The sequence below is a fragment of the Pseudonocardia sp. KRD291 genome, assembly GCF_019263595.1.
Classification (GTDB): Bacteria; Actinomycetota; Actinomycetes; order Mycobacteriales; family Pseudonocardiaceae; genus Pseudonocardia.
Genome location: NZ_JADQDD010000074.1, coordinates 1 through 22,924, shown reverse-complemented (window position 1 = coordinate 22,924; position 22,924 = coordinate 1). Strand labels below are relative to the sequence as shown.

The 22,924-nt window shown below is 73.3% G+C and carries 21 protein-coding genes and 1 pseudogene; 16 read left to right on the top strand and 6 right to left on the bottom strand.

From position 1 onward, the window contains the following. Positions 1-163 precede the first annotated feature (163 nt). The 3 genes from I4I78_RS12975 to I4I78_RS12965 form a co-directional block, all read right to left on the bottom strand. Entirely contained in the window at positions 164-898 is a 735-nt protein-coding gene (locus tag I4I78_RS12975) for an iron-sulfur cluster assembly protein (protein WP_218611545.1), read from the bottom strand. Then, positions 895-1,914, bottom strand: a complete 1,020-nt coding sequence (locus I4I78_RS12970) for an amidohydrolase family protein (RefSeq protein WP_218611544.1) — start codon at positions 1,912-1,914, stop codon at positions 895-897. The genes I4I78_RS12975 and I4I78_RS12970 overlap by 4 nt, the downstream gene beginning before the upstream one ends. A 76-nt stretch (positions 1,915-1,990) precedes the next feature. Beyond that, complete coding sequence (locus tag I4I78_RS12965; RefSeq protein WP_218611543.1) at positions 1,991-3,019, bottom strand: NAD(P)-dependent alcohol dehydrogenase; 1,029 nt, start codon at positions 3,017-3,019, stop codon at positions 1,991-1,993. Between the two features lie 224 nt (positions 3,020-3,243). Between I4I78_RS12965 and I4I78_RS12960 the strand changes: the two genes are divergently transcribed. The 3 genes from I4I78_RS12960 to I4I78_RS12950 all read left to right on the top strand — a co-directional run bounded on the left by I4I78_RS12960 (position 3,244) and on the right by I4I78_RS12950 (position 5,951). Further along, the gene (locus tag I4I78_RS12960) at positions 3,244-3,717 is read left to right on the top strand and encodes a DUF4442 domain-containing protein (RefSeq protein ID WP_218611542.1); all 474 of its coding nucleotides are present in this window, start codon (positions 3,244-3,246) and stop codon (positions 3,715-3,717) included. Between the two features lie 58 nt (positions 3,718-3,775). Continuing rightward, positions 3,776-4,438, top strand: coding sequence for an NAD(P)H-binding protein (locus tag I4I78_RS12955; RefSeq protein ID WP_218611541.1), 663 nt, complete (start codon positions 3,776-3,778; stop codon positions 4,436-4,438). 94 nt (positions 4,439-4,532) lie between these two features. Continuing rightward, positions 4,533-5,951 (top strand): NAD(P)/FAD-dependent oxidoreductase, encoded by a 1,419-nt coding sequence (locus I4I78_RS12950; RefSeq protein ID WP_218611540.1) that lies wholly within the window; start codon positions 4,533-4,535, stop codon positions 5,949-5,951. Between the two features lie 58 nt (positions 5,952-6,009). On the opposite strand, the gene I4I78_RS12945 is transcribed toward I4I78_RS12950, so the two are convergent. After that, on the bottom strand, positions 6,010-6,930 hold the full coding sequence (locus tag I4I78_RS12945) for a DUF6474 family protein (RefSeq protein WP_218611539.1): 921 nt from the start codon (positions 6,928-6,930) through the stop codon (positions 6,010-6,012). A gap of 133 nt (positions 6,931-7,063) precedes the next feature. Between I4I78_RS12945 and I4I78_RS12940 the strand changes: the two genes are divergently transcribed. The 4 genes from I4I78_RS12940 (at position 7,064) to I4I78_RS33830 (ending at position 12,095) form a co-directional block, all read left to right on the top strand. Next, positions 7,064-8,776, top strand: a complete 1,713-nt coding sequence (locus I4I78_RS12940; protein WP_218611548.1) for a TM0106 family RecB-like putative nuclease — start codon at positions 7,064-7,066, stop codon at positions 8,774-8,776. Positions 8,777-8,815: 39 nt separating this feature from the next. Next, on the top strand, positions 8,816-10,603 hold the full coding sequence (locus I4I78_RS12935; RefSeq protein WP_218611538.1) for a gamma-glutamyltransferase family protein: 1,788 nt from the start codon (positions 8,816-8,818) through the stop codon (positions 10,601-10,603). Between the two features lie 59 nt (positions 10,604-10,662). Then, positions 10,663-11,325, top strand: coding sequence for a peptide-methionine (S)-S-oxide reductase MsrA (gene msrA / locus I4I78_RS12930; RefSeq protein WP_218611537.1), 663 nt, complete (start codon positions 10,663-10,665; stop codon positions 11,323-11,325). A 173-nt stretch (positions 11,326-11,498) separates the two neighbouring features. After that, a complete protein-coding gene (locus I4I78_RS33830) occupies positions 11,499-12,095 on the top strand; it encodes a methylated-DNA--[protein]-cysteine S-methyltransferase (protein WP_218611536.1) in 597 nt (198 codons plus the stop codon). Between the two features lie 92 nt (positions 12,096-12,187). Here I4I78_RS33830 and I4I78_RS12920 read toward each other — a convergent pair whose 3' ends face one another. Beyond that, positions 12,188-15,073: an MFS transporter gene (locus I4I78_RS12920; protein ID WP_218611535.1), complete on the bottom strand. Its 2,886-nt coding sequence runs from the start codon at positions 15,071-15,073 to the stop codon at positions 12,188-12,190. After that, positions 15,073-15,579, bottom strand: a complete 507-nt coding sequence (locus tag I4I78_RS12915; protein WP_308252069.1) for a MarR family transcriptional regulator — start codon at positions 15,577-15,579, stop codon at positions 15,073-15,075. Before I4I78_RS12915 ends, I4I78_RS12920 begins: the two co-directional genes overlap by 1 nt. A gap of 204 nt (positions 15,580-15,783) precedes the next feature. Between I4I78_RS12915 and I4I78_RS12910 the strand changes: the two genes are divergently transcribed. The 9 genes and pseudogenes from I4I78_RS12910 to I4I78_RS12870 all read left to right on the top strand — a co-directional run. Continuing rightward, on the top strand, positions 15,784-16,125 hold the full coding sequence (locus tag I4I78_RS12910) for a DUF4326 domain-containing protein (protein ID WP_218611534.1): 342 nt from the start codon (positions 15,784-15,786) through the stop codon (positions 16,123-16,125). Further along, a complete protein-coding gene (locus I4I78_RS12905) occupies positions 16,122-17,378 on the top strand; it encodes a cytochrome P450 (RefSeq protein WP_218611533.1) in 1,257 nt (418 codons plus the stop codon). Before I4I78_RS12910 ends, I4I78_RS12905 begins: the two co-directional genes overlap by 4 nt. Positions 17,379-17,487: 109 nt before the next feature. After that, entirely contained in the window at positions 17,488-18,090 is a 603-nt protein-coding gene (locus I4I78_RS12900) for a hypothetical protein (protein WP_218611532.1), read from the top strand. Between the two features lie 88 nt (positions 18,091-18,178). After that, positions 18,179-18,619, top strand: a complete 441-nt coding sequence (locus I4I78_RS12895) for a hypothetical protein (protein ID WP_218611531.1) — start codon at positions 18,179-18,181, stop codon at positions 18,617-18,619. Positions 18,620-18,630: 11 nt separating this feature from the next. Continuing rightward, positions 18,631-19,506 (top strand): Fpg/Nei family DNA glycosylase, encoded by an 876-nt coding sequence (locus I4I78_RS12890; RefSeq protein ID WP_218611530.1) that lies wholly within the window; start codon positions 18,631-18,633, stop codon positions 19,504-19,506. After that, a complete protein-coding gene (locus I4I78_RS12885; RefSeq protein ID WP_308252068.1) occupies positions 19,507-20,721 on the top strand; it encodes a histidine kinase in 1,215 nt (404 codons plus the stop codon). 111 nt (positions 20,722-20,832) lie between these two features. After that, entirely contained in the window at positions 20,833-21,702 is an 870-nt protein-coding gene (locus tag I4I78_RS12880; RefSeq protein ID WP_226379608.1) for a S49 family peptidase, read from the top strand. Positions 21,703-21,869: 167 nt separating this feature from the next. Further along, positions 21,870-22,739, top strand: coding sequence for a LytTR family DNA-binding domain-containing protein (locus tag I4I78_RS12875; protein ID WP_218611528.1), 870 nt, complete (start codon positions 21,870-21,872; stop codon positions 22,737-22,739). After that, positions 22,736-22,924, top strand: a pseudogene (locus I4I78_RS12870) (hypothetical protein); the annotation flags it as partial. The gene I4I78_RS12875 and the pseudogene I4I78_RS12870, both read left to right, overlap by 4 nt.

Sequence of the window (22,924 nt, the reverse complement as noted above, 5' to 3'; positions counted from 1 at the left end):
CAGGTCCGCGCAGAACCGGTCCCGCAGCTCCTCCATCTGCTTCATCAGGACCTGCATGCCGGGGGTCATGGTTCTCCTCCAGGAGGGGACGCGACCGTGGCCCCACCGCACGTCCCCCGCAGGATCGGGGGAGCGTGCCGTGGGGCCACGGGGTCGGTGACGTCTAGCGCGCCGCGGCCTCCGGTGCGTAGCGCAACGCCAGCAGGGACTTGCAGTACTCGCCGTTCGTCTCGATCCCGACCCGCTGCAGGCGCGCCCGGCGCAGGTGCAGCGGCACCTGCTCGGTCGTGACCCTGCTCCCGTCGGCGTGCAGGAGCAGCGGGGCGTCGTCGCCGGCCGGGAGGCCGACCCGCTCCCGGCGTTCGCGGAGCCGCGTGAGCTCCACGGTGTCCGCGACGGTCCCGACGACGTCGCCGAGTGTCATCACGGCGAGCTCGTCCGGGCCGACCCCGATGTCGACCAGCGGCCGGGCGACCCGGTCCTGACCGGCCATCGCGGACTTCGAGATGAACGTGTGCCGCAGCTCGTCGAGCTCGGCCGTGGCCTCGCCCTGGTAGGAGTTCTCGAACGACCCCACGAAGCCGGCCTGCGCCGCGACCCCGCCGTTGATCTCGGCGGAGGCGTGGTGGTCGGCCAGTGCGATCTCGGCCCGGGTCACCCCGGGGACCGCCGACACCGCGTCGTAGGCGTCGGCGACCATCAGGAACGAGAAGTTCGGCGCGCAGAAGAACGTGGGCAACCGCAGCCCGACGGAGACCACCCCGTCGGGCGAGACGGTGCACGACTCGACGAAGTCGAGGTCCGTGATGGGCTCGTCCAACTCCGGGTCGAGCACCGTCCCCAGTGCGGTCCACACGGCCTGCCGCTCGACGGTGTCGAAAGCAGGCCCGGCGCTCATGCCTGCGCCACCGCCTCGTCCTGCAGCTGCAGCTCGGCCGGCACCGGGATGTCGTAGAGGCGCGCGGCGTTGAGCCCCAGGATCTTCTTCTTCGACGCCGTGGTCAGGCGCGGGTAGTCGGAGAACTGGTCCTCGTCCGGCATCTGCCAGTCGACCAGGCCCTCGACCTGCCACTTCGGCGTCCAGATGTTGTAGTCACCGCCGAAGAGCATCTTGTCCTCGCCGACCCAGAACAGCAGCTCGCCCATGACCTTGGCGAAGAACTTCGGGCGGGCGTGCATGAGGCCGCCGACGACGACCGAGAGGCCGGCGTAGACGTTGGGCTCCTGCACCGCCATGAAGCAGAAGTCCTCGATGCGCGGCAGGCCCACGTGCTCGACGATGAAGTTGAGGTCCTGGAAGTCGGTGGCCGCGTGGTCGACGTCGGCGACGTCGAACGCGTCCTTGTCCAGCGGCCAGATCGTCGGACCCTTGTGGACGTGCACGTTCTTGACGCCCGCGTCCTGCGCGTGCTGCAGGAACCGGTAGCACTCCGGGTCGGTCAGCTTGAAGCCGCGCGAGTCGCCGTTCCACTCCGCGGTGTAGAGCTTGATGCCCTTGTGGTGGTACTTGGCCATGTCGGCGTCGAACTCGTCGAGGCCCTTCTGCCCGTCGCGCGGGTCGAAGCGCCCGTTGACGATCAGCTTCTCGCCCCACTTCTCCAGCGTCTGCGCGTTCTGCGCGACGGTGTTGAAGCCCTCGGCGTACCACTCGCGCAGGTAGGTCGACTGGAAGACCGCGTAGTCGACGTGGCCCTCGACGAACATGTCGCGCTCGAAGTCCTCCGGCGTGACCTTGAGGAACTTCTCCCAGTCCCAGTGGGTCTCCGGCGGGCCCAGCTGGTGGTAGCCGTAGAAGCAGTCGATCCAGCCCTTGGCGTACTGCTCGGCGCCCTTGACCCAGTTCTCCTTGGACGCGTCCCAGAAGTGGCTGTGGGAGTCGACGATGAAGTACTTCTCGCCATCCTTCTCGTACATGTGGGGTTCCTCCTGCGTCAGCGGCGGTGCGCTGTTCGGTGGTGGGTAGGAGTCGTACGGACGTTCGTCCGGATGGTCAGGGAACGAGGATCGCCCGGCCGCGGACCTTGCCCGCGTCCAGGTCGTGCAGGGCGTCCAGAGCCGAGTCCAGCGGGTACTGCTTCGTGTGCAGCGTGACCTTCCCGGCCTGGGCCAGGACCATCAGCTCCGCGAGGTCGTTGTAGGTGCCGACGATGTTGCCGATGACGTTCTTCTCGCCCGCGACGAAGTCCAGCGTGGGGGCCTTGAACTCGCCGCCGTAGCCGAGCATGAACTGGTAGCCGGCGGGCGCGGTCATCTGCCACGCGTCGAGCTCGGCGCCCTGCTCGGCGACGAAGTCGAACACGACCGTGGCGCCGCCGCCGGTGAGCTCCTGCACGGCCGCGACGTGGTTGCCGTCGGCCACGACCGTCTCGTCCGCGCCGATCTGCTTGGCGAGCTCGAGGGCGGCCGGGTTCTTGTCCACCACGATGATCTTCGTGGCGGTCAGCGCCGCGAGGGCCTGGATGCCGATGTGGCCCAGACCGCCCGCGCCCTGCACCACGGCGGTGGTGCCCGGGTAGAGGTGGGGGACCGCCTTGCGCACCGCGTGGTAGGCGGTGATGCCGGCGTCGGCGAGCGCGGCCACGTCGGCCGGGTTGGTGTTCGGGTCGAGCTTCACGCAGGCTCGGGCCGTGGTGCGCAGGTACTCGGCCATACCGCCGTCGTTGTTCGACAGGCCGGGGAAGAACGCGTCGCCGGTGCACTGCATGTCGCGCCCGGCGCGGCAGTACAGGCACAGCCCGCAGGACGGCTGCGGGTGCAGGATCACGGTGTCGCCGACGGCCACGTTGGTGACGGCCTCGCCGACCGAGTGCACCCAGCCCGCGTTCTCGTGGCCGATCACGTAGGGCAGGTCCGGGTTCTGGATGTCGGCCCAGTCGCCGTTGATGATGTGCAGGTCGGTGCGGCACACGCCGGCGCCGCCGACCTTGATGATGACGTCGAGGGGGCCCTGCAGCGTGGGCTCGGGGATGTCGTCGAGCTTGGGGTCCTCTTGGTACCCGTGTACCCGCACGGCCTTCACGTGCGTACCTCCTGGCGTCGGATGCGCAGCGATGCGCATGAGGTGGGAGCGGTGGACGACGTTCGGGACCGCCGGACGTGCCCGCGGTCACACTGATCTCAATCCCACGGCACATCACGTACAAGGGGGTCGATTCTCGCTACATGCGAAAACAGACGAACCGGACCCTCCTGAGCGGCCGGTATCGGTTTCGACGTCGACCTACCGGCAAGTAACATCGCGGCATGGCGGATGACGCGAGCTGGGTGGCCGAAGCGATGCGGACGGCGGTGCCGTGGGTCTCCACCGCAGGCATCGAGTTCGGGGAGATCACCACGGAACGGGCGGTGGCGGTTCTGCCGGACCGCTCCGACCAGCACAACCACGTCGGCGGCCCGCACGCCGCGGTGATCTTCGGGCTGGGCGAGACGGCGTCCGGGGCGGTCGGGCTGGCCGCGTTCGCCTCCGCCGGTGCGGTGGCCACGCCGCTGGTCGTCCGGTCGGAGATCGGGTACGTCAAGCTCGCCAGGGGCGACCTGCGCGCCGAGGCGATCCTGACCCGCCCGGCCGGAGAGGTGCTGGCCGAGCTCGAGGGCGGTACCCGGCCGGAGTTCGCGGTCGAGGTCGCGATCACCGACGGCTCGGGCCGGGAGACGACGCGGATGACGGTCGTCTGGACGCTGCGCCCGAACCGGGCTCCGGAACAGGCGGTGGAGTAAGCAGCGGAACAGGCGGCGGAACGGGCGGGGGCACCCGCGTCCGATTAGCGTGGCCGGCATGGACGTGGTGATCGCAGGCGGACACGGGAAGATCGCTCTGCGGCTGGCGACGCAGCTGGCCGGACAGGGACACACGGTGGTGTCGCTGGTGCGCAATCCGGAGCACGTCGACGAGGTGACGGCGACCGGAGCCCGGACGGTCGTCGCCGACCTGGAGACGATCTCGATCGCGGAGCTCGCGGAGCACCTGGACGGGGCGGACGCCGTGGTGTTCGCCGCGGGTGCCGGGCCGGACAGCGGTGCGCAGCGCAAGGACACCGTGGATCGGGCCGGGGCGACGTTGCTCGCCGACGCCGCGGCGAAGGCCGGCGTGCGCCGCTACCTGCTGGTCTCCTCGACCGGCGTGGACGCCGACCCGGATCCGGAGCGCGGCGAGGTGTGGGCGGCCTACATCGCGGCCAAGAAGGCGGCCGAGGACGCGATCCGCGCCGATCCGAACCTGGACGCGACGATTCTGCGCCCCGGCAGGCTGACCGACGACCCGGGCACCGGCAAGGTGCTGCTCGCGCCGCCTCCGGTGGACCGTGACGACGTCACCCGGGACGACACCGCCGCCGTGCTGGCCGCGCTGCTGGAGGCGCCGGGGACCGCCGGCACCACGCTCGAGCTGCGCGGCGGCGACCAGCCGGTCACCGAGGCGGTCGCGGCGCAGCAGAAGTAGCACCCCGGCCGCAGCCGGGCTCCCGACCGGACGAGGATCTGCACTCTCGGGGCCGATCAGGCGTGGAACGGCCCGTGATCGGGAAAGCGGGCCCATGACCGACAACGAGCAGACCTTCGACGTCGTGGTGATCGGCGGCGGGCCGGTCGGGGAGAACGCGGCGGACTACGCGAACCAGGGCGGGCTCAGCGCCGCGATCGTGGAGTCGGAGCTGGTCGGCGGGGAGTGCTCGTACTGGGCGTGCATCCCGTCGAAGTCGCTGCTGCGCACCCCGCAGGCCGTCGTCGACGCCCGGCGCCTGGGCGGCGTGACCGCGGACTACGACGTCGACGCCGTCCTCGCCCGCCGGACGTCGTTCACCTCGGACTGGTCCGACGACGGGCAGGTCTCCTGGGTCTCCGGCGCCGGGATCACGCTGCTGCGCGGGCACGGGCGGGTCGCCGGCGAGCGCGCGGTCGAGGTGACCACGCCGGACGGGACGACGAGCACGGTGCACGCGCGCCGGGCGGTCGTGCTCGCGACCGGCAGCGTCCCCGTGTCGCCGCCGGTGCCCGGGCTCGACCACGTCCGCACCTGGGGCTCACGCGAGGCGACGTCGGCCAGGTCCGTCCCGGCGCGGCTGGGCGTGCTCGGCGGAGGTGTCGTCGGCTGCGAGATGGCACTGGCCTTCGCCCGTCTCGGGTCCGAGGTCACGCTGTTCAACCGGGGTGGGCGGCTGCTGCCCTCGACCGAGCCGGTGGCCGGCGACCGGGTCGCCGACGGGCTGCGCGCGGCCGGGGTGGACGTACGTCTGAACCAGGGGCTCGACGAGGTGGCGGCCTCCGGCGGGGCGATCGTGCTGACCGCGGGGGCGGACACGGTCGAGGTGGACGAGCTGCTGGTCGCCACCGGCCGCCGCCCGGCCGGCCGCGACGCCGGGCTGGACACCGTCGGGGTCGACCCGGACGCGCTCGCGGTGGACGACTCCGGCCTGGTCACCGGCGTGCCGGGGGAGTGGCTCTACGCCGTCGGCGACGTCAACGGCCGGGCCCCGCTCACCCATCAGGGCAAGTACCAGGCGCGGATCGCGGCGAACGCGATCGTCGCCCGCGCGGGCGGGGCCACGCCGGCGACCGGGCCGTGGGGTGAGCACGCGGCCACCGCCGACCACCGGTCGGTGCCGCAGGTCGTGTTCACCGACCCGCAGGTCGCGGCCGTCGGGCTGACCGCGGAGCAGGCGCGTGCGCAGGGCATCCCGGCGCGCGCGGTGGAGATCGACATCGCGGTCGCGGGCTCGTCGCTGCAGGCCGACGACTACTCCGGACGCGCGGTGATGGTCGTCGACACCGAGCGGGAGATCGTCATCGGGCTGACCTTCGTCGGCCAGGACGTCGCCGAGATGGTGCACGCGGCGACGATCGCCGTGGTCGCCGAGGTGCCGCTCGCGCGCCTGTGGCACGCGGTGCCGGTGTTCCCGACGATCAGCGAGGTGTGGCTGCGCCTGCTGGAGGCCTACCGCTCCGGGGACGCCTGAGCCCGGACGGCGCGGTCGCTCCGGGGGAGCCGTCCCCCGGAGCGGGCCCACCGACCGGTCAGGCGCGCACGCCCAGGAACGAGAGCAGCTCGACCTCGATCCGGTCCAGGTCGTTCGACACGGCCCGGTAGGCGGTCTTGCGACGGTGCGCCGGCATCTGCTCGGCGGCGCGGACCGCGGCGGCGAAGTCGTGCAGCCGGGGGCGGTTGGTCTCGACGAACCGCTTGGCGCCGGTGTCGCGCCCGGTCGTGCCGTCGGCCTCCAGCTCGTCGAACGAGCGGGCGATCCGGGAGAGCCGGGCGTGCAGTTGCCCGCCGCGCCCGCTGTAGCCGCCGAGTTCGTCCGGGGACACCCCGAGACGGCGCGAGCGGTGGTCGTCCCAGCGGTGGCGCAGCGTCCCCGCCGCGGCCATCGCGTACGGCGCCAGCAGCGGCGCGACGATCCTGCCGACGGCGATGTAGCGCTTGGCCTTGGCCGCGTTCCACTCCCGGGCCTGACGCTCGCGCTCGGCCTGCTTGAACTGGTTCTGCTCGCTCTTGAGCTGGGCCTTCGTCGCGTTGTTCTGTGCCTTGGCCTCGGCCTTGCGCGCGCCGGTCTCAGCCTTGGTCTGCATCTTCGCGATCTTGCGGTCGGCCTTGAGGCTCGCCTTGTCCACCGTTCCCCCTAGCTGCGTGGCCGTGTTGCCCGCGGCCTTGCGGGCCCGCTTGCTCGCGACCTCGGCCCGCTTGCCCGCCCTGCGGGTGGCCTTGTCCGCGCGCTTGCCGGCGGCCTCGGCCCGGGCGCGGGCCTTGTCCGCCTTCCTGCTCAGCTTCCCGGCGGCCGTGTCGGCGCGCTCCCGGGTCGTGTCGGCGGCCTCACGCACCCGCACGGATGCGGCGCCGATGGCGTCCTGAACGTGTCCGGAAGCGGTGACCGCCGCCTCCCGGGTCGCCTCGGCGGCACGTTCACCCGCGCTCGGCTTCCTGCGCAGCAGTCCCATGTGCTGTCCTTCCGCAATCGGAGTTGTCACGATGATCGCCGCAGCTTAGGGCCCCCGCCACCGCGGGCGCAGGCGCCGCACCGAGCACGCACACTGTCGGGGTCGGTCTCTACCCTCGTGAGCTGTGAGCACCATGATCGGGGACCAGGCCGCGCCGGCGTCCGGGGACGGCGCCGGCCGCGCCGGCGTACTGCTGGACGCCGGCGCCCTGACCCGATGCCGGCGCCGGGTCCATCTGGACCACGACCCGTCGGCGGCCGGGGCGGTCCGGGCGCTGCCCGACCCCGCCCTCGAACAACGCCGGGCCGACGCGTCCGAGCACCGGGAGCGGATCGGCGCCGCGCTGGCCGAGGCCGCGGGCGGGTCGTGGCATCCGGTCGAGGTGCCCGGCCCGGCGGGCGCCCGCGCCGCCCGCACGGCCGAGCTGGTCGCCGAGGGCGCCCCGCTGATCTGGGACGCGGTGCTGCCGCTCGACCGCGGGGCCGGCCGGCGCGGCAGCGCGGACCTGCTGGTCCGGCTGCCCGGCGGCGGCTACGTCCCGCTGCTGGTGGTCCGGCGCCGGATCACCGACCCGGGCGAGGGTGCGCGCACGACTGCGGTCACCGACCCGTTCCCGCAGCGTGCCCGCACCGACCCGGACCGCAAGGTCCGCTCCTCGCCCCGGGACCTGCTGGCGCTGGCCCAGCTGACCCGGATGCTCGAGGCCGCGGGCTGGGCGCCGTCCGGCCACGGCCCGCCGGTCGGCGGGGTGATCGGGATGGATGCCGACGTCGTCGTCTGGCACGACCTCGCGGCCGGTCACTGGCCCGGCGGGCGGGGCACGATGGCCGAGTACGACGCGCGGTTCGCCGACCGGCGTGCGGTCGCCGAGGCGGCCGCGGCCGGGCGTCCGGCACTGGCGCAGCCGTCCCGGATCACCGAGTGCCGTCGCTGCCCCTGGTGGCCCACCTGCGAGGCGGAGCTCGAGGCGGCCGACGACGTCAGCATCGTGGCGCACGGCGAGACCGGTCGGCTGCTGCGCACGGCGGGCGTCGGCACGGTTGCGGCGCTGGCCGAGCTGGACCCGGCCGGCCCGGTGCCCCCCGAGCTGCCGGTGCCGCTGCCCGGCCCGCCGTTCGCGGACCTGGTCGCGCTGGCTCGTGCCCGCGGTCAGGGACGCAGTGTCGTGCGCCGGTCGGAGTCGGTGCCGGTGCCGCGCGCGGACGTCGAGGTGGACGTGGACATGGAGAGCTTCGGCGAGTCCGGGGCCTATCTGTGGGGGGCGCTGCTGACGCACCCGGGCGGTCGCCGTGAGGGCGACGCGGAACCCGGCTACCGCGCGTTCGCGACCTGGGAGCCGCTGCCCACCTCCGACGAGGGCCGCTCGTTCGCCGAGTTCTGGACATGGCTGACCGGCGTGCGGGACGCGACGCGCGCGAGCGGACGGACGTTCGCCGCCTACTGCTACAACGAGCAGGCCGAGAACCGCTGGATGCTGGGCTCGGCGGCCCGGTTCGCCGGCGCCCCCGGCATGCCGTCCACGGTGCAGGTGCAGGCCTTCATCGACGACCCGGGCTGGGTCGACCTGTTCGCCGTGGTGTCGCGCTGGTTCCTGTGCACCCACGGCAAGGGGCTCAAGAAGATCGCGCCGGCGGCCGGGTTCGCCTGGCGGGACCCGGAGGCCGGCGGCGAGAACTCGATGCGCTGGTACCGCGACGCCGTCGGGATGGACGGCGGCGAGCCGGACGCGACGCAGCGGGAACGGCTGCTGGACTACAACGCCGACGACGTCGCGGCGACGCACGCCCTGCGCGAGTGGATGTCCTCGGACCGGGTGCGCGAGGTGCCGCTGGTGACCGAGCTGTAGATCCACGCCGTGCGGACGGCCGTGTAGGAGGATGGGGCAGTGGCACCGCGCGGATACGAACGTCTGGGCTCCTCGGGGGCGGTCAGCAGCACCCACCATCTCGGCACGGCGGCGGCCGCGTCCGTGCTGTCCCGCGGCGGCAACGCGTTCGACGCCGCGGTGGCCTGCGGTTTCGTGCTGCAGGTCGCCGAGCCGCACCTGTGCGGCCCGGGCGGGGACATGCCCGCGGTGTACGTCACCGCGTCCGACCCGGTCCCGCGAGTGCTCTGCGCGCAGGCCGGGGCCCCGGCCGCCGCGACGATCGCGGCGCTGCGCGGCGAGGGCTGCGAGATCGTGCCCGGCACCGGCCTGCTCGCCGCGACCGTCCCCGGCGCCTGGGACGGCTGGTTGACGCTGCTGCGCGACCACGGCACCTGGGAGCTGGCCGACGTGCTGGACCCGGCCCTGGGCTACGCCACGTCGGGGATCCCGCTGGTGCCCCGGATCCCGGCGACGATCGCCGCCGTCGCCGAGCACTTCCGCGCGCACTGGCCGTCGTCGGCGGCGCAGTGGCTGCCGGACGGGAGCGTCCCCGAGCCCGGCGAGACGATCCGGCTGCCCGCGCTGGCCGCGACCTGGCGGCGCCTGCTCGAGGCCGCCCGCGGGCCGAGCCGCGAGGCACGGATCGACGCCGCCCGCGACGCCTGGTACCGCGGGTTCGTCGCCGAGGAGATCGAGCGGTTCTGCCGGGTCCCGGCGCGTGACGAGACCGGGCGCGACCACGCCGGGCTGCTCGTCGCCGACGACCTCGCCGGGTGGTCGGCGACCTACGAGGACGCGTTGCTCGCCCCGGCCGGCGGGGGCTGGTCGGTGGCCAAGTGCGGCCCGTGGTCGCAGGGCCCGGTGCTGGCCCAGCAGCTGCGCCTGCTCGACGGCATGGACCTGCGTTTCGACGAGCACGGAGTCGCGTCCGCGGAGACGGTGCACGCCGCGGCGGAGGCGGCCAAGCTGGCGTTCGCCGACCGCGAGGCGTGGTACGGCGACAGCATGCCGGTACCTATGAGCGACCTGCTCTCCGACGCCTACACCGACGCGCGGCGGGCCCTGATCGGCGAGGTCTCGGACGGTACGCTGCGCCCCGGGTCGCCGGGCGGTCGCGAGCCGCGGATCGGCTACTACGCGGCCACCCCGGGCGCCGGGCGCGGGACCGGTACGGAGGGTCCGGGCAGCGGCGAGCCGACGGTGAGCCGGCACGGTGTGGCGCGCGGCGACACGGTGCACATCGACGTCGTCGACGCGGCCGGGAACATGATCTCGGTGACGCCGTCCGGCGGGTGGCTGCAGTCCTCGCCGACGATCCCGGAGCTCGGCTTCTGCCTCGGCACCCGGGCGCAGATGTTCTGGCTGGAGGAGGGGCTGCCCAGCTCGCTCGTCCCGGGCCGCCGTCCGCGGACCACGCTGAGCCCGTCGCTGGCCCTGCTCGACGGCGAGCCGCGGATCGCGTTCGGCACCCCGGGCGGCGACCAGCAGGACCAGTGGCAGCTGTGCTTCCTGCTCGCCCACACCCGGGCCGGGCTGGACCTGCAGGCCGCGATCGACTCCCCGACCTGGCACTCGACGGCGTTCCCGGCCTCGTTCGCGCCGCGGGGCTGGGAACCGCACGGGCTCGTCGTGGAGTCCCGCCTGGGGGAGGCGACGCTGACCGAGCTGCGCAGGCGCGGGCACGTCGTCGACGACGCGGGGCCGTGGGCGCTGGGCCGGATGTGCGCGGTCGGCCGTGGTGGTGGGCCGGCCCTGCGCGCGGCCGTGGACCCCCGCAGCGGGGTCGGCGCGGCGACCGCGTTCTGAAGCCCGGTAGCGGCCGCCACGGGTCGAGCGGGCACCGCCGGACGCGTACCGTGGATCGCATGGTGTTCGGCTTTGGTCGCGACAAGAAGCAGATGGTGGCGGCCGAGGATGCGCTCCCGGGTCGGGCCGCGCCGATGCCGGTCCCCGAGACGCACGCCGTCAACGGCAACCGGCTGGTGCCCCCGTTCCCGTCCGGTATGGCCACGGCCGTGTTCGGGATGGGCTGCTTCTGGGGTGCGGAGCGACTGTTCTGGCGGACGCCCGGGGTGTACTCCACCGCCGTCGGCTACGCGGGCGGCTACACCGACAACCCCACCTACGAGGAGACCTGCACCGGGATGACCGGGCACACCGAGGTCGTCCTCGTGGTGTTCGACCCGTCGGTCATCAGCTACGAGCAGCTGCTCGTGGTGTTCTGGGAGGGCCACGACCCGACCCAGGCGATGCGCCAGGGCAACGACGTCGGCACCCAGTACCGCTCCGCGGTGTACACGGTGGACGAGAGCCAGGGCGAGCAGGCGCAGGTCAGCGCCACGGTCTACGGCGAGGCGCTGCGTGGGGCGGGCCGCGGCGAGATCGCCACCGAGATCGCCCCGCTGACCCAGTTCTACTATGCCGAGGACTACCACCAGCAGTACCTGGCCAAGGTGCCGGACGGCTACTGCGGCATCGGCGGCACCGGCGTCAGCTGCCCGACCGGTACCGCCGTCCGCGCGGACTGACCCCACCCAGCCGACCGGCGCGGGTCGCCGAGGTTCCGCGCTGGACCGCGCGCTCACCGTTCCGTCGCGTGCGCGGCCGCGGTCGCCTCAGGTCGTGCAGAGCGCGTCCCGACGGCGAGCGCGCGGCCGCGAGCGCGGACGGGCCGTGGTGGCGGGAGGAGGACGATGGCGGGGTGACCCTCTCCTGGACCGTGGTGCACGCGCCGTCGCCGGTGCGTGCGCTCACCCTCGCGGCCACCGACGCCGGACTGGTGCGGGTGGCGTTCGGTGACGATCCGGAGTCGGTCGCGCTCGCCGCGCAACGCCTGGACGTCGAGGTCGTCCGGGACGGGGACGGTGTCGCCGTCGCCGCCGAGCAGGTCGCCGAGTACCTGGACGGGCGGCGCCGGGAGTTCACGGTCCCGCTCGACTGGCGCCTGACCGCGGGCACCCAGCGCACCGTCCTGCAGGCGCTGTACGCCCACGTCGGGTACGGCAAGGTCCTCGGCTACGGCGAGCTCGCGGACCTCTCCGGCGCCTACGCCGGGCACGGCTACACCGCGGCCCGCGGCGTCGGGGCGATCATGGGGTCGAACCCGGTCCCGGTCGTCGTGCCGTGCCACCGGGTGGTGGCCTCGGCCGGGTCGCGCGGCTCCGGGCCGGGTCGATCCGGACCGGGTCGATCCGGCCCGGGACGATCCGGGTTGGGCGGGTTCGGCGGCGGGCGCGCGACCAAGGAGTGGCTGCTCGCGCTCGAGGGCGTGCTGCCGCCGACGCTCGAGCTGTTCTGAGCCCACCGCACCACCCGCACACCACCCCGCGCACGACGACGGCCGCACGACGCGGGTGAACGCGTCGTGCGGCCGTCGTGCCGTGCTGCGGGTCAGCGCGTGGCGCCGGGCACCTCGGAGTCGAGCCGGTGGTGGCCGTGCGCGTCACCCGGGCGGTCCGCCTCGCCGTGGCCGAGCGGGTGCGGGAACTCCACGTCGGAGTGCGTCACCCGGCCCGGCTCGAGCGCGACGACCGTGGCGATCGGCGCGTACCCGCTGGTGGCCAGCGTGTAGGTGCCGGCAGGCAGGTTGTCGAACGTGAACGTGCCGTCCGGCCCGGAGACCGTCGACCCGACCACGGTCCCGTCGCCGTCGAGCAGCGTGGCCAGGGCCTGCGGCACCGGGGCGCCGCCGGGGGCCGCGCTGACCCGGCCGGTGAGCCGGGCCCGCTGCGGCAGGCGCAGCAGGCACTCGACCGTTCCGGCGCCGGGCACGTCCACCCCGACCGCGACCGGGTCGAACGACTCGCCGGCGCCGGTGAGCGTGTACCGGCCCTCCGGCACCCCGGTCAGGGCGAACGTGCCGGAGGCCTCGGAGCGGCCGGTGGCGAGCACGTCGCCCCGTGCGTCGATCAGCGAGACCGACGCCCCGCCGACACCGTTCCCGGCGGCGTCGAGCACCGTTCCGCGCACCCCGCTGCTGCCGGCCAGCATCGCGTCGTGCCGGACCGGACGGCTGTGGACGGTGACCGTCGCCGCGGACGGGGGCAGCGCCCCGGACATGGCGACGACGAGGTAGCTGCCGCCCGCCGGGAGCGCGACCCGGTAGTTGCCGTGCTCGTCGGTGGTGGTGCGGCCCTGCTGGTGCCCGGACAGGTGCGTGACGGTCACGACGGCACCGGGCAGGCCGGTCCCGTCGGCCCGGTGCACGATCCCGGTCACCGACGGCCCGTCGGCGTCGCCCGGCGGTACGGCCCCAACCGCAGTCGCGGTCGCAGGCGCAGCCGCAGCCGCGGGCACACCGTTGCCGTTGCCGTTCGGGCTGTACGCCCGTCCGTTGCCGTTCGCGGGGTACCCGTTGCCCCCGGCCGCCACGCCGCGCTCCTGGGCGAGCTCGGCGACGGTCCGCTGCCCGTCGTGTCCCGGACGGCCGGACGTCGCCGCAGACCCGGCGGCCGCGCCGGCCATCCCGGCCCCGACCGCACCGGCGCCGCCGGCCGCGGCACCGGCCGCACCCACCGTCACCAGGTCCCGGTCGGTCGGCTCGGCGGGGAGCTCCTCGGTGGCGTCGCCGCCCTCCTCGGCCCTCTTCCGCGCGGCCTCCTCGGCCAGCGCGGCCTGGGCGCCGGACATCGTGCGCAGCGGCAGCTCCTTGATGAACAGCACCAGCACGAACGCCACGAAGATCACGCAGGCGGCGATCAGGAAGGCCAGCGTCATCGACTCCGTGAACCCGGCCAGGAACGGCTGGGCCAGCCGCGCGTCGATCCGCTGCAGGAACGACGAGTCGGTGAGCACACTGGCGCCCAGCGAGCCACCCTGGCCGCCCTGCAGGCCGGAGAGCACCGGGGCGTTGTCCGGGTTGCCGGTCACGGCCGGGTCGGCCAGAGCCGACCGGAACGCCGGCGTGCCGAACGCGTTGCGGATCTGCTCGGTGATCCGGTCCCCGGCGGTGGAGAACACCACCGACAGGAAGATCGCGGTGCCGAGGGTGCCGCCCATCTGGCGGAAGAACGTGGTCGACGACGTCGCGACGCCCATGTCCCGGGCCGGGACGGCGTTCTGCACGGCCAGCACCAGGGTCTGCATGCACAGGCCCAGGCCCAGGCCCAGCAGGGCCATCATCAGGTCGAGCTCCCAGATCGGGATCTCCGGCGTGACGAGCTGCCACATCAGGACCATCGCGATCGTGATGAACCCGGTGCCGATCACCGGGAAGATCTTGTACCGGCCGGTCCGCGACGTCAGCTGACCGGAGATGATCGAGGAGACCATGATGCCGCCGACCAGCGGGAGCATCATGAAGCCGGCCTTGATCGGGCTGGCCCCGTGCACGATCTGCAGGAACTGCGGCAGCAGCGCGATCCCGCCGAACATCGCCATACCGATCAGGGTGTTGATGACGGCGCCCATCGAGAAGATGCCGGTGCGGAACAGCCGCAGCGGCAGCAGCGCGTCGTCGCCGTAGGCCCGCTCGGAGACCACGAACAGCACCAGGCCGACCGCGCCGATCACGTAGCAGACCAGCGCCGAGACAGAGCCCCAGCCCCACTCGCGGCCCTGCTCGGCGACGATCAGCAGCGGCACCAGGCCGACGGTCAGTGCGATCGCGCCGGGCCAGTCGATCCGCGCCGGCCGCTTGACGTGCGGGATGTTGAGCACCTTGAGCACGACGAACAGCGCGATCAGGCCGATCGGCACGTTGACCAGGAAGATCCAGCGCCAGCCGGCGATCCCGGCGATCGTGTCGACGCCGGAGAGCAGGCCGCCGATGACCGGCCCGATCACGCTGGACGTGCCGAACACGGCCAGGAAGTAGCCCTGGTACCGGGCGCGCTGACGCGGCGCGACGATGTCACCGAGGATCGTCAGTGCCAGCGACATCAGGCCGCCCGCGCCGAGTCCCTGGACCGCGCGGAACGCGGCCAGCGAGTACATCGACCACGCGAACGTGCACAGGATGGAGCCGACCAGGAAGATCGTGATCGCGGTCATGAACAGCGGCTTGCGACCGAAGATGTCGGAGAGCTTGCCGTAGAGCGGGGTGGTGATCGTGCTGGTGATCAGGAACGCGGTCGTCGCCCACGCCTGCAGGCTGAGGCCCTGCAGGTCGTCGGCGATCGTGCGGATCGCGGTGGAGACGATCGTCTGGTCCAGCGCGGCGAGGAACATGCCGAGCATGAGCCCGCCGAGGATCGTGAGGACCTGCCGGTGACTGAGCTCCCCGTCGGCCCCGGGGGCCGGCGTGGGGGCCGCTGTCGGGGCAGCAGCGGTGGACATCAGGACTCTCCCTGGTTTTCGAATGCCTGGTAGTCGTCGAGGAACCGGGCGAGGAGCCCGGTGAGGGCGTCGCGGTCGGTCGACGACCAGCTGCCCAGTACGGAGGCGATCACGCGGGCCCGGCGGCGGCGCTCGGTCTCGATCACCCGCACGCCCTCCTCGGTGGCGGCGAGCAGGCTGGCCCGCCCGTCGCCGGGGTCGGCGCGGCGCTCGACGAGGCCGGACTTGACCAGCGCGGACACCTGACGGCTGATCGTGGACGGGTCGGCGTGGAACGCGGTCGCCATCTCGCCGGCCCGTTGCGGGCCCTCGACCTTGAGGTAGGCCAGCACGTGGTAGCCGGCCATGTCGACGATCATCTCCGGGCGGTGTCGCTCGGTGGAGCGCTTGACCTGGCGGATCAGCATGAACAGCTCGCGGACGACCGTGTCGGCGAGATCCAGGTCGTCCTGGGTCACGCCGTCCGTCGTCGCGGCCGGCACACCGGCGGTCTCGGCGATGCTCACCGAGCCTCCTCTGGGAAGTGGGAACTGTTGGAGTGCGTGTATCACGCAAGTAGTTGCCGGACGCAAGCATGCTCCCCGGCGTTGCACCGCGCAAATCGATTCAGGGTGATCCGCGGCACGTCACACGACCGGGTCGCGGGCGGCCCCGCCGCAGGTCGGGCGCCACTTCCGACGGTACTGCTCGGCACGCCCTACGGTCGTGCCATGGTCGACGACGACTCCGCCCGCCCGGCCGGGGCGAGTGGCCCGCAGCGCATCCGGCTGCGTCGCACGAAGGGCTGGCGCAAACCCGACGGCGCGGTCCCGGTGACCCGACCCGGGCCCTGGGGCAACCCGTTCGACGTCCGGGAGATGGGCCGCGGGCCGGCGATCGCCGAGCACCGGCGCTGGCTGCTCGGCCGGCCCGATCTCGTCGCGAGGGCGCGTGCGGAGCTCGCCGGGCACGACCTGTGCTGCTGGTGCGACCCGGACCAGGCCTGCCACGCGGACACGTTGATCGAGGTCGCGAACTCCCGGCCCGGCAGCCTTCCGGAGGAGACCGGATGACGGCGCCTGCGGCGGAGGACGTCTTCGACCCGCGGATCTTCGCCCGCGCGGTCCCGTACGACGCGCTGCGCCGGCTGCGCGACACGGCCCCGGTGTCCTGGCAGGACGAGCACGAGGTCGGCGACTGGCCGGCCGGGCCCGGCTTCTGGGCCGTCACCCGTTACGACGACGTGCGCCACGTGCTGCGCAGCCCGCACGACTTCTCGTCGTCGCTGGGTGCCACCCAGATCCGCGACCCGGACCCCGACGACCTGCCGTTCATCCGCCGGATGGTCCTGAACATGGACCCGCCGGAACAGGTTCGGCTGCGCACGCTCGTCACCGGCGCCTTCACCCGCCGGCGGATGGAGGGCTTCGCCGACGCCGTGGCCGCGCGGGCCGGACGGCTGCTCGACGCCGTCGCCGGCGCCGGTGGGTGCGAGCTGACCTCGCAGGTCACCGACGACTTCCCGCTGCAGAACCTGTCCGACCTCCTCGGTGTGCCGGAGGCGGACCGGGCCGAGCTGCTGCGCTGGACGAACCGGGTGATCGGCTACCAGGACCCGGAGCACGCGGAGGCACAGACCGACGAGCACGGCCGCCCGCTCAACCCGCGCTCGCCGGCGGCGCTGGCCGACATGTTCGGCTATGCCGAGTCCCTCGCCGACCGCAAGCGCCGCGAGCCCGCCGACGACGTGATGACGGCGCTGGTGCACGCGGAGGTCGACGGTGAGAGCCTCACCGACGCCGAGCTGAAGATGTTCTTCTTCCTGCTGGTCATCGCCGGCAACGACACCGTGCGCAGCGCGCTGCCCGGCGGCGTGCTGGCACTGGTGCAGCACCCGCGGGCCTACGCACGGCTGCGCGCCGACCCGTCGCGGCTGCCGGATCTCCTCCCGGGGGCGATCGAGGAGATGCTGCGCTGGAGCCCTCCGGTGCTGACGTTCCGGCGCACCGCGACGCGCGACCTGACGCTGGGCGGGCAGGCGATCGCGGCCGGGGACAAGGTCGTCGTCTACCACTGCTCCGCGCACCGCGACGAGCGCCGCTTCACCGACCCGGACGTCTTCGACATCGGCCGCGCGCCGAACGAGCACCTGGCGTTCGGCCAGGGCCCGCACCTGTGCCTGGGCGCGCACTTCGCGAGGCTGCAGATGCGGGTGTTCTTCGGCGAGTTCCTGACCCGGCTGCCCGCCGTCGAGCTCGACGGCGAGCCGCGCCGGCTGACGTCGAACTTCATCAACGGGTTCACCCGGCTGCCCCTGCGGTGGTGACGGCGCGGCCGCAGACCTGACGACAGGCCGCCCGCGATCGACGAGCGGCCCGCTCCGGACGTGCCCGCCGCGTGTCACTACCCTCCCCCGCGAGCGGAGGTGATCACCGGTGACGAGCATCGGACGCGCCCGTGCCCGGGCCATCACGGGCGGCGCTGCTGCGCTGCTGGCGCTGACCGTGGCCGGCGGCTGTGCGCAGCCCGGTCAGCTGGGCCACGAGGGTGGTGAGCCGCCCGCGGACGGCGCCGCACCCGGCACACCGGGTGGGCCCGCGGCCCCCGGCCCGGACGGATCCGGCGGGCAACCGGGCGTGCCGCCCGGCGGGCCCGCCGCACAGATCCCCGGCGCATCGGTGGCCACGGCGGGATCCGACGCGCGGGGCACGGTGACCGATCCGGTGCAGATCAGCACCCCGGGCCGGGCGGTGTTCCTGGTGCGCACCGAGATCCTGCAGCCCGGGCAGTCCACCGGGTGGATCACCCACCCGGGCACGGTGATCTCGGTCGTGCGGTCGGGCACCGTGTCGGTGGTGCGGGCACAGGCGTGCGAACCCGCCCGGTTCGGCGCGGAGCAGGCGTTCTTCCTGGGTGACGGCGAGGCCAACGAGCTGCGCAACGACGGCCCCGACCCGGCCGTGCTGACCCGCAGCGAGCTGCTCGCCCCCGACACCGACGAGCGTCGCCCGGCCGAACCGGCCTGCGCCGCTCCCTAGCTTCCCCGTCGGCCTCCACGTCGATCACCCGGATCGGTGCCGTGATGTGGGACGATCGGTGCCGGGTACGGGTTAGAGGGCGGAGCCGATGGGGACGAAGACGGTCATCGCCGCGGACAACCGCGAGTGGCAGGTGCGGCGCAACATCGAGTGGTCGACACCGGCGATGGGCGACGAGTTCGAGCACGACGTCGACGGCGGGCGCGGAGCCGTCGTCCTGGTGATCGCCTCGCTCGTGCTGTTCTGGGTGCTCGTGCTGGTCTGGACACCGAGCGGGGTCTACGTCCCGTGGTTCTACTGGATCGTCCTGGTGGTCGGCGTCGGGTTCTTCCCGGCCCGCTGGTACCTGCGCCGCCCGTGGACGATCGTGGCCAAGACCCAGGGCAGCTACGAGCTCCCGCCCGAGCACTGGACCGGCATGGTGCGCGGCGGGTCCGCCGCCCGCGAGGAGACCCGCGTGGTGCTGCGCAGCCTGCGCACCCGCGCCACCCCCGGGCACGCGGACAGCCCGCTGCAGCCGGTGAACTAGGGGCGCCCGCGATGCCTGAGCTGCCCGAGGTCGAGGCCCTGGCCCACCACCTGCGCGAGCACGCGATCTACCGCCCGGTCGCGCGCGTCGACCTGGGTGGGATGAGCGTGCTCAAGACGTTCGACCCGCCGGTCTCGGACCTGGTCGGACGGGTGGTCACCGGTGCCGCGCGCTACGGGAAGTTCCTCTCCGTCGAGTTCGCCGACTGCCCGGACGCACCGCTGCACCTGCTCACCCACCTCTCCCGCGCCGGCTGGCTGCGCTGGCACTCCACGGCGTCGCTCACCCCACCCAAGCCCGGCCGTGGGCCGTTGCAGCTGCGGGTACACCTGGACGCCGTCGGCGGGCCCGGGTTCGACCTGACCGAGGCCGGCACCCAGAAGCGCCTGGCCGTCTACCTCGTGTCCGACCCGCAGCAGGTGCCGGGCGTGGCCCGGCTCGGGCCGGACGCCCTCGAGCTGGGCCGGGACTCCCTGGCCGAGCTGCTGGCCGGCGACTCGCGGCGGCTCAAGACCGTGCTCTCGGACCAGACGACCATGGCCGGGATCGGCAACGCCTACTCCGACGAGATCCTGCACACCGCCCGTCTCTCGCCCTACGCCACGGCGTCGCGGCTCAAGGACTCCGATGTGGACGCGCTCGCCGCGGCGCTCCACTCGGTGTTGACCGACGCCGTCGAACGCTCGGTCGGGCAGGGTGCGGCGACGCTGAAGTCGGAGAAGCGCTCCGGCCTGCGGGTGCACGCGCGGACCGGCCTGCCGTGCCCGGTCTGCGGGGACACCGTGCGGGAGGTGTCGTTCGCCGAAAGATCGTTCCAGTACTGTCCGACCTGCCAGACCGGTGGGAAACCGCTCGCCGACCGGCGGCTGTCCCGGTTGGTGAGGTAGGTGTCGGTGGGTTCGGTGCTGCTCTCCCCGCTGGCCGCGGTGGTCATCGTGGTCGCGCTGGCCGCGGTCGGGATCCTCGGCTTCAGCATCTGGTGGCGGCGCACCAAGCGCAACAACGTCGTCTCCCCGCTGGAACGCGCCACGTTCTCCACGCTGCACACGGTCGCGCTGGCCGCGCCGGTGCTGCGCGAGGGGCTCTCGTCGCACTCGGCGTCGCAGGCGCTGCCCTACCTGCGCCAGCTGCTGGAGACCACGGCGCTGGCCATGACCGACAACCGCAGCACCGTGCTGGCCTGGAACGGTGAGGCCGACCAGCACCAGCCCGACGTGCAGGCCCTGGCCGACAAGGTGATCTCCACCGGGCGTCAGGAGCTGCGCTCGCACACCGCGATCCGTTGCAACCGGCCCGGCTGCGTCGTGCGCGGCATCGTGGTGGTGCCGCTGGAGAGCGACGGCAACATCATCGGCACGCTCGCCGCCCTGACCGGGACGACGGCCGGTCCGCCGGTCCTGCGCGCCACCGCGGAGGTCGCGCGTTACGTGTCCAGCCAGCTCGAGCTCGCCGAGCTCGACGACTCCCGGGACCGGCTCAACCGGGCGGAGGTCCGCGCGCTGCGCGCCCAGATCTCGCCGCACTTCGTCTACAACGCGCTGACCACGATCGCGTCGTTCATCCGCACCGACCCGACCCGCGCGCGCGAGCTGCTGATCGAGTTCGCGGACTTCACCCGGTACTCGTTCCGCTCCGCGGGCGAGTACACGACGCTGTCCGACGAGCTGAACAACATCGAGCGCTACATCCGCCTGGAGAAGGCCCGCTTCGGCAACCGCCTGAACATCAAGCTGCAGATCGACAGCGAGGTGCTCAACGTCGTGCTGCCGTTCCTGGCGTTGCAGCCGCTGGTCGAGAACGCGGTGCGGCACGGCCTGTCCGGCAAGCCGAACGGCGGCACGATCACGATCCGGGCCGAGAACGCGGGCACCGAGTGCGTGATCGTCGTCGAGGACGACGGGGTCGGGATGGATCCGGCGCGCCTGAACGAGGACCTCGACGACGCGCACCTGTCCGGCGCGCACGTCGGGCTCGGCAACGTCGACGACCGGATGCGTTCCGCGTTCGGGGACAACTTCGGGTTGGTCGTCGACACCGCCCTCGGCGCAGGGATGAAGATCACCTTGCGGGTGCCGAAGTTCCGGGCGGGCATCCGGGCCTGATCCGGTACCCGCGCTGGGCCGGACGAGTGATCCGTCACGTCCGGCACTGTGCCGATCCGGTCGCCCTCCGTCACCGTGTGCGCCCGCGTACGGTGGCGTGGCATGGATGTCCTGCGCATTCCGGACGCGCTGAGCGCCCGGCTGCCGGGCCGGTGGGGTGAGAGCGCCGGTTCCGACGTCGTCTCGATGGTGCGGCTGCACGGCGTGATCAGCGCGCAGCCGTCACCCGTCCCGCGAGCTGTGATCAACTCCTCCTCGACGGACAAGGTCCTGGAACGCGCGTTCGCCCCGGAACGACTCGCCGCGGTGGCGTTGCTGGTGAACTCCCCGGGCGGGTCGGCCACCCAGTCGGCGCTCGTGGCCGACCGGATCCGGTCGCTGGCCGCCGAGCGCTCGGTGCCGGTCCTGGCGTTCTGCGAGGACGTGGCCGCCTCCGGCGGCTACTGGCTGGCCTGCGCGGCGGACGAGATCTACGCCCACCCCACCTCGCTGGTCGGCTCGATCGGGGTGGTCAGCCAGGGCTTCGGCCTGGAGGGCCTGATCGAACGCCTGGGCGTGGAGCGCCGGTTGCACACCGCGGGACGGTCCAAGGCGCGGCTGGACCCGTTCCTGCCGGAGAAACCCGAGGACGTCACCTGGCTGCGGGGGCTGCAGGACCAGCTGCACGAGCAGTTCACCGCCTGGGTGCGCGAGCGTCGCGGGGAGAGGCTGGCTGCCGAAACCGAGCTGTTCGACGGCGAGGTCTGGACCGGCGTCCGCGCGCTGGAGCTGGGGCTGATCGACGGGCTCGGCACCCCGCGCGAGGTGCTCTCGCGGCGGTTCCCGGACGCCGAGCAGCGTCCGGTGGAGGCCCGCAGGCCGCTGCTGGCACGACTGGGGATGGCGGCCCCCGCGGCCGCGCTGCCCGGCCCCGGCGGATGGGTGCTCGACGCACTGTCCGCCGTGGAGGTCAGGGCCGCCTGGGCCCGGTTCGGGCTGTGAACGGCCGTGCCGCAGGGGTACCCGTTCCGTGGTCGAACGATCACTGATCAGGGTCATGCCCTGGCACTCCGCGCGAATGCGCGTCACCATGGTCGCGGTACCGGGGCGATCATCATCGACATCGAGGTCGCTCCCGGTGCAGGAGCCGGACGCAGGATGAGGAGATCGTGGACAGCAACGACACCACTCGAGGACTGGTCGTGCTCGCGGTGGACGACGAGCAGCCCGCCCTCGAGGAGATGGCCTTCCTGCTGGGCGAGGACCCGAGGGTGGACGTCGTGCTCACCGCTTCGGAGTCCAACGAGGCCCTGCGCATCCTGAACAGCCGCCAGCACGTCAGCAGCTCCGGCGGCGCCATGTCGTCCGGCGGCTCGGCGAACCCGATGACCGGCACGCACGTCGCCGAGCACACCGACGTCGACGTCGTGTTCCTCGACATCCGGATGCCCGGCCTGGACGGCCTGGAGCTCGCCCGGGTGCTCTCCGGGATGGCCGTCAAGCCCGACGTCGTGTTCGTGACCGCGCACGACGACCGGGCCGTGGACGCCTACGAGATCGGCGCCAAGGACTACCTGCTCAAGCCACTGCGCACGGAACGCCTCTCGGCCGCGCTGGACCGGATCGTCGACTCCCGGGCGGCCGGCCCGGTGGAGCCGATCCGCGACGAGGGCGGCGACGACGAGGTGATCCCGGTCGAGCTGGCCGGCACCACCAAGCTGGTCCCGCGCTCGGCCGTGCGCTACGTGGAGGCCCAGGGCGACTACGCGCGCCTGCACACCACCGAGGGCAGCCACCTGGTCCGGATCCCGCTCTCGGTGCTCGAGGAGCGCTGGCGCGACGCGGGGTTCGTGCGGATCCACCGGTCCTTCCTGGTCGCCCTTCCGCTGGTCACCGAGCTGCGCCTGGCCGGGTCGGGCTACGTCGTGCGGATCGGGTCCGGCGCCGAGACCGCCGAGCTGCCGGTCAGCCGCCGGCACACCCGTGAGCTGAAGGACCGGCTGGTCCGGGCGACGAAGCAGGCGTGGAGCCAGAGGTGAGCACGCACACCGACGGCGCTCCGCCGTCGGTGGGCACCGGGCGCTCGGCCGGGACCGGCGAGAGTCCCCCGGCCGGTACCTCCGGGGCCCCGCCCCGGCCGAGACGGCCCTCACCGGGCCCCTCCGACGAGGACCGCAGCGCGACGCCCGCGCGCCGGGACACGACCCCGGCTCCCGGTACGGCC